The sequence below is a fragment of the Arthrobacter sp. genome (assembly GCF_031179985.1).
Lineage (GTDB): Bacteria > Actinomycetota > Actinomycetes > Actinomycetales > Micrococcaceae > Arthrobacter.
In genome coordinates, this window is record NZ_JAPSHJ010000059.1 from 1 (window position 1) to 10,050 (window position 10,050).

A 10,050-nucleotide genomic window follows, 5' to 3' on the forward strand; every position below is an offset into this window, starting at 1 on the left:
GTGGCGTGCCGGACGACGTCGTGGTTGGAGAAAACCCAGGTGGACGACGCACCGGTGGCTGCCGCTTCGTCGAGGTTCCGGGTGATGATGTCCCGGAACTCCTGCGCGTCGAAATCGGCCTGCAGGAGGTCGAAGTTGAAGGCCTGGCCCAAGCCCTCCGGGCTGGCATAGCGCGGACGGCGGCTTGCGTGGACCCATGCCTCCGCGACGGCGGTCCGGGGCGGGTTGTACTCGTTGAAGACCTCGCGCCACTCAGCGTAGATCTCGTGGACTTCGTCGCGGTCCCAGAACGGGTGCGAGCCGTCCAGGGTGCCGTCCTCGGTACCGATTTCCAGCTTGGACTGCAGCGGTTCGGTCAGGTCCTTGGTCAGGGCGTGGGCCACGTCCACCCGGAACCCGTCCACACCGCGGTCTGACCAGAACCGGAGAGTCTTAAGGAAGTCATCGCGGACCTCCCGGTTGGCCCAGTTCAGGTCAGGCTGCTCCGTGGCGAAGATGTGCATGTACCACTGCCCCGGGCTGCCGTCCGGTTCGGTAATGCGCTCCCAGGCTGGACCGCCAAAAACAGAATCCCAGTCCGACGGCGGGAACTCGCCGTCCGGGCCCTTGCCGTCGCGGAAAATGTAGCGGTCCCGTGCGGCCGAGCCCTTGGGTGAAGCCAGGGCCTCCTGGAACCAGGTGTGCCGGTTGGACGAGTGATTCGGGACGATGTCAGCGATCAGCTTGATGCCGGCGGCATGCAGGGCCGCTGACATCTCAGCAAAGTCTTCGAGGGTGCCCAGCTTCGGGTCGACGTCGCGGTAATCGTCGACGTCGTACCCTCCATCGGCGAGCGCCGAGGGATAGAACGGGCTCAGCCAGACGGCGTCAATTCCGAGCTGTTTCAGGTAAGGCACCTTGGCGGTGATGCCCCTGATGTCGCCCAGACCGTCCCCGTTGGAGTCAGAGAAGCTGCGCGGGTAGATCTGGTAGACGGTGGCCTGGCGCCACCAGTTGGGATCGGCTGCGAGGTCAGAATCGGACAGGGTTGCCAGAGTGGCAGTGGTGGACAAGGCAATTTTCCTTTTTTGGTGTGATTTTTTGAGTTGGTATTGGAGGACTTGACCGCGCTACTTGACCGCTCCGCGCATTACCCCGGAGAGTACCCACCGTTGAGCCAGGATGTACACCACAAGGGTGGGCGCCATGGCCATGAGGTAGGACGCGAAGGCGAGGCTGTAGTCGGTATTGAATTCGCCCTGGAAAAGCATCTGCACCACGGGGAGCGTCTGCAGCGCGGGATCGGCGATCATCATCTGGGGCAGCAGGAAGTCATTCCAGGAACCGAGGAAGGCGAAGATGCCCACAGTGGCGTTCATCGGGGCCAACAGCGGAAAGATGATCTTCCGGAACACCTGCCACGTGGTGGCCCCGTCCATCCGCGCTGACTCCTCCAGTTCGACCGGGATGGAGCGGACAAACGCGATGTACAGCAGGGTGTTGAACGAGATGCCGCCCAGGACGTGCAGGAAGATCACTCCGCCCGGGTTGTCCAATCCCAGCAGGGCTGTCTGCTTGATGAGGGGCAGGATGATGACGGGAAACGGTATGAACATGGCCGAAAGCAAATACACGAAGGATCCGCGGAAGAACTTCCGGTGCCAGTTGCGCACTATCGCATAAGCGACCAGCGAACTGGATGCCAGTGCACCGAGCACACTGAACACAGTAACAAACGCCGTGGACAGGAAGGCCTTTGGAAAGTTCGTGGCCACATAGGCTTCAGCGAAGTTGTTCCAGTTCATGGGTGAGGGCCAGGCCAAGCCGGTCCCGGTGCCAATCTGATCCGCTGACTTCAGGGCCATGGCAACGGTGAAGTAGAGCGGCAGCAGGATGGTCAGAGAGGCAACAAGCATCAGGGCCGTCAGCCACCAGTTGATCTTGAAGCCTTCCCGGGAGGAGCGGCGCACGGGCAGTTGGTGCCGGACGTCGGCGGCGGAAGCGGAATCGGGCATTGCCGTGGATACGGTCATTAGAGTGAAACCCCCCGGCGCTGGATGAGGCGCAGTTGAATGACGGAGATGAGCAGGGTGATGAGGAAGTAGATGACGGCGTTGGCCATCTGGTAGGAGTAGTCCCCTCCTGTGAAGCCCGAGAAGATCCGCATGGCCACAGACTGTGTTGCCATGCCGGGGCCCCCGCCCGTGAGCCCGACGATGATTTCGTACGTGCCAAGGAATCCCTTGAAGCCGAGGATCACATTAATAACCAGGTAGCCGAGGATCAGCGGCAGCGTCAGGTGGGTGAACTGCCGCCAACTCCCTGCCCCATCCAGGTCTGCTGCCTCGTAAACCTCGGACGGAACACTTTGCAGGCCCGCCAGATAGATGATGGTGGCCCCCGGTGCCGCTTGCCACACAGTCACGAGCACGATCGCGATCCAGGCGAGGTTCTCGTTCGCCAGAATGCTGCTGGCCAGCGGTGTCAGCCCGAAGCGCTCGGCAAGGACCGGAAGGGTGTTGGAGAACAGGTAGTTGAAGACAAACGAGACGATGAGGGCCGAAAGCACCATGGGGATGAAGAAGACCGTGCGGATGCCGGTGCGCCATTTGATCCTGGCATTCAGGCCGAGGGCGATCGCCAGGGAAACAACGTTGACCACCACAGTGGTGGTCAGCGCGAAAAAGAACGTGAAGAGATAGGACTGCAGAACCGCCGGGTCCTTGAAGATGTTGATGTAGTTGGTCAGGCCGATGAATTTCCAGTCGCCGTACCCCGCGTAGTTGGTGAGGCTGAAGAACACTCCAACAAGTGCAGGAAGGGTAATGAAGAAGGCGAACAGCGCCAGCACAGGGATGAGCATCCAGTAGAACGTGGGATCGATTTTGTCCCTGCTCTGCCTGAGCGGTGGAGAACCCGCGCTCGCGGTGTGGCGGGTTGACGGCGGCGTTGCCTTGCCCACCTGGGAAGTTGTGGTCATTGCTTGCTCCTGAAGGGGGGGGTCAGACGGCGGTGCGTTCGGCAACGCGGCGCCATTCGGCGTCGAGGTCCCTGAGGAACTGGCTGGCGTTGCGGTTGTAGACGAAGGATTGGATGTAATTTCCCAGCGGGACCGACGGCGGGAAGTAGGTGCCTGCCCCCTGGTAGTAGCGCCCCTCCGCGACATAGGGAGCCAGGCCGCTGATCTGCGGGTTACTCACCGCCGGAGCATCCACGAGCGGTGAGAAGGCGGCGTTCTTTTCGTTGAAGGTGTTCACGACCGACGGCTGGAGGAGATAGTTCACGAACCTTTCCGCAGCAGCCCGGTTGGGTGTGTTCCGGGTGATGGACAAGGCCATGTCCACGTTGACGCGGGCTTTGGTGTCGGCGGGATTGTTCGTGGCAGGCAGCGGAAAGGTACCCAGCTGGATGCTTTTGTTGGCTTTGACCAGTTCGGACAGCGCCCAAGGCCCCTGGAGGTACATGGCTGCCTGTCCTTTGCCGAAGGCTGCATTGCCGTCTGCGTAGTTCTTGCTTGAGGCCCCGGTCTGGGTGAACGCGGTGAGCTGCAGGATCTTGGGAAGGGCCGGTCCGAAGTTGCTGGAGAAGGACTCGGCAGCGTCTTCCCGAATGCCGGCGCCCTTGGCATAGAGGCGGGCGAAGAAGTCCTCCACGTCTACCGTCCCGCCGGTGACGTAGTCGAAGGCACCCTGTTGAAGTGTCCAGGTGTCTTTGAACGTGCCATAAACGGGGGCAATTCCGGCCGCGCGGAAGGTTTCGCAGGCTGCCAGCAACTCATCCCACGTCGTCGGGACAGCCACTCCATATTGAGCGAAGATTTCCCTGTTGTAGATGACTCCGGCCCCGGCGAGGGAAAAGGGAATGGCGCTGGTTTCGCCCTTGTACTGTCCCCAGGAGTTCACCAGTGCCTGAACCTTGGGATTGATGGTCCCAGCGGAGGGCAAGCCCGAAAGATCCTCAAAAACGCCCTTCCGGGTGAAGTCTGCAGTGGCTTGGGCAAAACCACGGGTCACGACATCCGGCGGGTTATTGCGGACCAGCGAGGGCACAAAGTTGCCTTCATTGAAGTCCTGAACCACGTGAATATCCGGATTCAGCGCTTCGAAATCCTTGATGACCTGGTTGAAGTACGCCACGACTTCGGGCTTGTTCTGCATGAAGCGCAGCTGGGTGACGCCCTCTTCCTGCCCTTGAGAGGATGTTGCGCAGCCTGCCAGGGGCAGGAGCGCCGCGGCGCAGGAAAAGCCCGCTGCCTTGAGCAGCCAGCGGCGGGTGGGCAAGGCGGCATTCATAGCTCTCGTCCGCCCTGGCTGCGGCCGGGGACGTCCTGGGGAATTTTCACTGTTGCTCCTTTGCAAAAGGGCCGGGTAGTCCGCTCACTGCGAACCGAAGGGGAATGAACACACTTTATATAGGTTCTAAATTTAGTTCCTCAAGTATTATGTGAGCAGAACCACAGGGAGGTCAAGAGGATGTCTGAAATTACGGCCGCGACGCCCCAATTGCTGCGCCGGGTGAACGCCGAGGCCATATTGCTGGTGATGCGTTCAACCAACGCGGTCACCGTGACAGAGCTCATCGAAGGAACGGGCCTGACGCGGGCCACGGTGATCGCCGTCTGCGAAGACCTTGAGCAGAGGGGCTGGGTGCGGGAACTTCCGAACCAGCGCGATTTCGGCGGTTACCAGAAGGGGCGACCGGCACGCAGGTTCGAACTCAACGAGCGCGCGGGCTACGTGCTCGGAGTGGATGTGGGCGTTGCCAAGACCACGGTGGTGGTGGCTGATCTCCGCGGCACCCTGCAGGGCCGCGCGAGCCAGCCCTTCCGGTCAGCCGACATCCCGGCAACGGAAAGGATCAAGGTCATTGACCGCACGGCCATTGCCGCGCTGGAGGACGCGGGAGCGTCTCCACAGGACGTCATGTCAGTCTGCGTTGGCATCGCCGCTCCCGTTGACCGCAACGGAGACGTCCTGGTCAGCCAGAGCTTCTGGGGCAAGTTCGACGTCGGGCTTCGCTCGGCCCTGACGGACCTGCACGGCTGGAACGTCCTGCTGGAGAATGACGCAAATCTTGCGGCCTTGGGCGAATGCTGGCGCGGCTCGGCGGTTGGCGTGGACGACGTCGTCGTGATTCTCGCCAGTGAGCGGTTTGGCTCAGGAGTCATCGAAGACGGCAGGCTGCTCCGTGGATCCCGGGGCGGTTTCGGCGAGATGGCGTATCTGGACCTGGTGGAAGGCGTTGGCGATCCCTTCGGTATCGCCACACTGGCACGTCTCTGGGCCGCGGAAGCCCTCGCCGGCCCCGCCAAGACGGCTTTGCGGGCGTCGGCGCCGGGCGCTGAGGTAGAGGCCGAGGATGTTTTTGCGGCTGCTGCGGCAGGCGATGCCGTCGCCCTGGCCATCCTTGACCGTCTATCTGACCGCGTGGCGCGGGTGGTGGCCACGGTCTCCACCATGCTGAACCCCGAACTGGTGGTGATTGGCGGAGGCGTTGCAAAGTCGGCCGGGGTCCTCCTGGAGTCAGTGGCCCATCGTCTCCCCCGACTGACCGCCACGCCGCCGCGCTTGGCTGTCTCGCCGCTGGGTGACGCCATCGTCACCGTCGGGGCAGTGCGACGGGCATTGGACCACGTTGAAGCCAATTGGCTTGAGCTGGACCCTGCCGCAGCGTCCTGACCACAGGCTGTTAGCGCTCAGTAGACCGCCTGCAGGGCTGCCGCTATGGGCAGTGACCCGTCCCGGAATTCGATGGTGCGTCCCGCAGTCTGCGGAAGGCCGAGGACGGCCGCGGCCACCAGTGCCACGTTCGCCCGGGAGGTAGCGGTCCCGGCTGAGGTGTCTGCAGGGTTGACGTCGATGAGCCCGTTTCCTGCACCATCGGTGAGGGTACCCGGGCCAAGGATGGTCCACTGAAGACCGCTCCCCCGCAGGTATTCATCGGCGGCGGCCTTCGCGTCGGCGTAAGGGAAAAAGCCGTTGTCCCTCGGTACGCCGTGCCCTGGCCCCGCGCCCAGATACGAGACCATGATGTACCGCCCCACTTCTGCCGCGGCCGCAGCATCGATCGAGCGGATGGCGGCGTCCCTGTCCACGGCATAGGTGCGCGCGGGGTCGCCGCCTCCTGCCCCGGCCGACCAGATCACTGCGTCGTGGTTCTGCAGGGCGACGGCGAGCTCCGCCGTCGTCGAGTTTTCAACGTCCAGGATCGACGGCGTGGCACCCGTGGCGGCGACATCGTCCCGGTGGTCCGGGTTCCGGACGTAGGACGTGACGCCCTGGCCTTGTGCGGAGAGAATGGTGGAGAGCTGCAAGGCCACTTTGCCGTGGCCGCCGATGATGGCAATACGCGTCATGCACTCATTGTGCCTCAGGCGTCCGCCTGGGCCAGGAAAGGAGCATGATGCAGCAGGTCAACGCGAAGTACATCAACTTCGCGTCCATCATCGACAAAGGCACGCTGGAGCAGAATGTGAAGACATCCTCCATGCCGTTCATCTGGCCGCACCTCGCTTCAATGCCTGACGCACACCTTGGGAAAGGCGCCGCCGTGGGGTCGGTCATCCCCACGGTGGGCGCAATCATTCCCGCTGCAGTCGGCGTCGACATCGGATGCGGAATGATCGCTGTCCGGACGCAATTCAGCCTCTCAGACCTGGATCATAAGGACCGTAAGACGCTGCGGGTGGCCATTGAACAGGCCATCCCGTTATCCGCCGGAAAGAACAACCGGAGGCTGACCGAAAGTGCCGCGGCAAGGGCCAAGGCCCTTGAGGCCAATGCCCGGAACGCAGGGTTCAACCCATCCACCTATCTTGAGAACTGGGACCTGCAGCTGGGAACCCTCGGATCAGGAAACCACTTCATCGAAGTTTCTTTGGACCAGGACGATCACGTTTGGCTGTTCCTGCATTCGGGCTCGCGAGGTGTGGGAAACAAGATCGCGCAACACCACATCAATGTGGCCCAGGAATACTGCCGCCGGCAAAGCATCACGGTGCCGGACCGGGACCTTGCCTATCTGGAGGAGGGCACGCCGGAATTCAGCCGGTACATTGCCGAACTGTTGTGGGCCCAGAAGTTCGCACTGCTGAACCGTGAGGAGATGATGGACCGGGTTGTCCGGGCGGTGGCCCAGTGGATGGGGCAGCCCGTGGCGGAGAAGGAGCGCATCAACTGCCATCACAACTACACCACCAGGGAACGCCACTTCGGGAAGGAAGTGTGGCTGTCCCGGAAGGGCGCCATTGACGCATCCCCTGGCAGGCCCGGCCTCATCCCGGGGTCCATGGGGACCAGGTCCTACGTCGTGGAGGGAAAAGGATTCGCGCCTTCCTTGAATTCAGCCCCGCACGGAGCAGGACGCGAGTATTCCCGAACAGCCGCGCGGAAGACCTTCTCCCGGGAGGAACTTCGCAAGGCGATGAAGGGCATAGAGTACCGGGACACCGACGCCTTCATCGACGAAATTCCTGCTGCCTACAAAGACATAGATGTTGTGATGCAGGATGCCAAGGACCTCGTAGCTGTCCGGGCAACGCTGCGCCAGATCATCAACGTCAAGGGTGACTAGCGCGGCGTGCTGTTTGGCTGCTCGCGCGCTGGGGTACGTGACGTGTGTGCAGCGGTAGGACGTTGCGACGATTCTCGGGAAAACCTTAGGAGAACTGCATGAACTACTCGGCCAGCCCCAACGAGAAGGCAATCACTGCCGGTGAGCTGAACCGCAGCCACATCGGTCACACCATCAGCTTCCAGTCGAACGACTTCACCGTAGTTTTCGGGCGGATCGCCGGTATTGCCAGGACTGATGTCCAGGTCTACCTGTCCCTTGACGGTGTGTCAGGCGGCACCCATCTGAAGGACGAGTATGACCTTCCCGTGGGCCAGGAGGTGTACCTGCAGCTGGATCCCCTGAGCGGTGCCGGAAAGGCCCTCTCAGACGCGGAGAAGACCATCAAAGAAAAGCTGGACGATATTGTTCGGAACCTTCGGGACCGGGAGCAGAAGGCCAGTTCCGAGTAGCCCGCAAGGACCTGCCGGCCACTGTGATGAAGCGGAGATGGCTATCCCTCACCGGCCTGATCTTCGTGCTGCTGGCCGCGGGCTGCGACGGCCCCGCCCCATTCCAAACAGATACAGGCCCTCCCGAAGTGTCTGGACCGCAGCCAACACAAACTCCGACGGCGGCGCAGACACCCATGCCCTCATCGACAATCCTGCGGCCCGGCAATTACAGGTTCAACGCGGCCACCGGAGCTACCGGGACGATGGAAATCCCCGCTCCGCCGGTCCCTGAAATCGAGGAACTACGGAGGCTGGTGAAGGAAGCTCCGGTCACGTACCTCACCGCCGTCGTCGATAACCGCCATGGATCAGTAGCCATCAACATGGACAGCGTCAGCATTTTCACCCCGGAAGGGGCTGAATACAGATATCAAAGCGCGTCCGAATACATCACCAGACTTCGTGACGCGTTGCCGGCTGACGCGCCCGCAGAGACCCGGACCCGGCTCGATGACCTTTTCATCGCGCACAGCGGCGAGGCACCGCCTCTGGGAATGAAGGACTTCGTGCTGGTGGGGCCCCCGGTTCCAAACGAAATGAGCGAAATTATCGTCCATCCCACCAGCGGTTTCCACCCAGTCCCGGCGATGCCGGCAAACACCTAATGGATGCGGGGTTTCACATGGACGGGCCCTGGGTATGGGCTTGGTACCACCGACGAACTAAGTCATGGGGTCTCTGTCAGTGGAAGGCGGCTCGTTATGTCAAAACGGGGGTGACGAGCCGCCGCCTCAAACCTTTTTGCGGCACCCCATGCCATGGTTCGCACCACCTCTCAGGCACGATTGCGAGCCATTGACAGGCAGTCCAGGCCTGAGGAAACATCAAAGGTGCCGGTGCGCCTGGCTGTCCTCCGGGAGCCGACCTGCTGTCCGGCTTCTCGAAGGGTTATCGGATGCAGCCAGCACGCTCTCGTCTCAGATCCTTCCGGAGTGTTGCCACAACCGCCGCAGCCCTCCTGACGGTATCTGTGGCGGGTTGCACCAGCCCCCCGGGACCGCCCGACGAGTCCGCGTCCCGTGAGGGGGATGTCCGGATTGCTGCTGTGGGCGACATGAACCCGGTCAAGAACTATGCCCCCGATAGCCCGTCAGGTCTGAACGCTGCCGCGATCACCACGCTCGTACAGAACAACGAGATTGACGCGTTCCTGGGGCTCGGGGACTTCCAATACGACACCGCGTACTGCTCCAGCTATGTGGACTACTGGACGCGCCTGTGGGGTGGCACCAAGCCCAAGTTGTACTGGGTGTCCGCCCCCAACCACGACTGGAAACCCGGCCGCAACGAAGACCTCGACAAATTCATGAATGGCCAATGCCCGGGAGCTCCGGCGAAGGCTGCGATCAACGAGCAGCGTGGGTTCATCGGGAACGGGGAACCGTACTCGAAGGACTTCGGGAAGTGGCACTTCGCGTTCCTGTCGTCCGCGCACTGGCGGTACAACCCCAAGGAGGCCCGGGCGTTGACGAAGTGGCTGGACGAGGACCTTGCGGCTGCGAAGGCGGCAGGTAAGCACCTGGCAGTCGTGCATCACGAACCGTACTTCACGTCAGAGACGGACGAACATGAGCGGGCCGCTGACCACAAGCCGTGGATCGACGTGATGTGGAAGCACCGCGTCCGCCTGACCCTGTCGGGCTCACAGCACAACTACGAACGGTCATGCCCGGTGAACAGCGCTGACCAGTGCGTCAGCGACGGGATGACAGCGTTTCAGATTTCAACCGGAGGTATCTCCCTTCGCCCGTTCATCAGCAGTCCGCCGTACATCGTGAAGCGGTTCAGCAACACTCACGGGTTCCTCCGGATGACCCTCCGGGACGACGGGTCCTTCGAGTGGAACTTCGTTCCAACGTCGGGGTCGGGCACGGATTCAGGTAGCCAATCCGCGCCGTAGTTTGGATTCGGTCCCGCTCAGGTACGACAGTGGCTTTCCCTCCCTCTTCGGATTCCTCAAACCAGCTGTCGATGGCTTGCTGCATTGCCATCCGCTTCATGCCGA

10 protein-coding genes are annotated in these 10,050 nt (G+C 62.0%); 5 read left to right on the plus strand and 5 right to left on the minus strand.

The window, feature by feature from the left end:
* The 4 genes from RIN13_RS18115 to RIN13_RS18130 all read right to left on the minus strand — a co-directional run.
* Nucleotides 1-1,052 (minus strand): alpha-amylase family glycosyl hydrolase (locus tag RIN13_RS18115; protein WP_309108712.1); only part of this gene is annotated, 1,052 nt, incomplete at its 3' end.
* Nucleotides 1,053-1,109: 57 nt separating this feature from the next.
* Complete coding sequence (locus RIN13_RS18120; RefSeq protein WP_309108713.1) at nt 1,110-2,012, minus strand: carbohydrate ABC transporter permease; 903 nt, start codon at nt 2,010-2,012, stop codon at nt 1,110-1,112.
* Nucleotides 2,012-2,959, minus strand: a complete 948-nt coding sequence (locus RIN13_RS18125) for a sugar ABC transporter permease (RefSeq protein WP_309108714.1) — start codon at nt 2,957-2,959, stop codon at nt 2,012-2,014. Before RIN13_RS18125 ends, RIN13_RS18120 begins: the two co-directional genes overlap by 1 nt.
* A gap of 22 nt (nt 2,960-2,981) precedes the next feature.
* Nucleotides 2,982-4,271: an extracellular solute-binding protein gene (locus RIN13_RS18130; protein ID WP_309108715.1), complete on the minus strand. Its 1,290-nt coding sequence runs from the start codon at nt 4,269-4,271 to the stop codon at nt 2,982-2,984.
* A 180-nt stretch (nt 4,272-4,451) separates the two neighbouring features.
* On the opposite strand from RIN13_RS18130, the gene RIN13_RS18135 reads away from it, so the two are divergent.
* On the plus strand, nt 4,452-5,657 hold the full coding sequence (locus RIN13_RS18135; RefSeq protein ID WP_309108716.1) for an ROK family transcriptional regulator: 1,206 nt from the start codon (nt 4,452-4,454) through the stop codon (nt 5,655-5,657).
* A 17-nt stretch (nt 5,658-5,674) separates the two neighbouring features.
* Here the strand turns inward: RIN13_RS18135 and RIN13_RS18140 are convergent, their stop codons facing one another.
* Complete coding sequence (locus tag RIN13_RS18140; protein ID WP_309108717.1) at nt 5,675-6,334, minus strand: SDR family oxidoreductase; 660 nt, start codon at nt 6,332-6,334, stop codon at nt 5,675-5,677.
* Between the two features lie 47 nt (nt 6,335-6,381).
* Between RIN13_RS18140 and RIN13_RS18145 the strand changes: the two genes are divergently transcribed.
* The 4 genes from RIN13_RS18145 (at nt 6,382) to RIN13_RS18160 (ending at nt 9,945) form a co-directional block, all read left to right on the plus strand.
* Entirely contained in the window at nt 6,382-7,551 is a 1,170-nt protein-coding gene (locus tag RIN13_RS18145; RefSeq protein WP_309108730.1) for an RtcB family protein, read from the plus strand.
* A 98-nt stretch (nt 7,552-7,649) separates the two neighbouring features.
* Complete coding sequence (locus tag RIN13_RS18150) at nt 7,650-8,003, plus strand: hypothetical protein (protein ID WP_309108718.1); 354 nt, start codon at nt 7,650-7,652, stop codon at nt 8,001-8,003.
* A 176-nt stretch (nt 8,004-8,179) separates the two neighbouring features.
* On the plus strand, nt 8,180-8,650 hold the full coding sequence (locus tag RIN13_RS18155; protein WP_309108719.1) for a hypothetical protein: 471 nt from the start codon (nt 8,180-8,182) through the stop codon (nt 8,648-8,650).
* Between the two features lie 290 nt (nt 8,651-8,940).
* Entirely contained in the window at nt 8,941-9,945 is a 1,005-nt protein-coding gene (locus RIN13_RS18160) for a hypothetical protein (RefSeq protein ID WP_309108720.1), read from the plus strand.
* The last annotated feature ends 105 nt before the right edge of the window (nt 9,946-10,050 follow it).